Source organism: Novacetimonas hansenii JCM 7643 (assembly GCF_000964405.1).
GTDB classification, from domain to species: Bacteria; Pseudomonadota; Alphaproteobacteria; order Acetobacterales; family Acetobacteraceae; genus Novacetimonas; species Novacetimonas hansenii.
Window position 1 is genome coordinate 1 of record NZ_BANE01000374.1, and the last position, 346, is coordinate 346.

The following is a 346-nucleotide window of genomic DNA, read 5'->3' on the forward strand; positions in this document are numbered from 1 at the left end:
GCCTCCAGTGATGGCAGACGGACATGATGCGTGCGCCCGTCCACACCATCGATCACCGCATAGGCATTTCCCTTCAGCTCATCATCCAGACCGCGCGCGACCAGACGCCCGATCACAAGCCCGGCCAGGTCTTCCCCGGCCAGCACCCATAACGACGAGGCCCGTTCGATCCCCTGTTCACTCAGACCACGGTGGATGCGTTTGATGATGTCATTGCGCTGCCCCATCTCGCGCAGGGTGGCTTCCGCCGTTTCATCCAGCCGCCATTGTCCAGCCCCGATTTCATGGGCAAGGTCCATCCGTTCCAGTCGCCGCAGCCGCCCGACCTTCATGACCGCGAACGCGT

1 protein-coding gene is annotated in these 346 nt (G+C 63.0%); it reads right to left on the minus strand.

Annotation, left to right across the window (positions count from 1 at the left end; genetic code table 11):
• A partial coding sequence (locus B7G66_RS16700) for a DUF3363 domain-containing protein (RefSeq protein WP_048859432.1) occupies positions 1–346 on the minus strand: 346 nt, incomplete at both ends.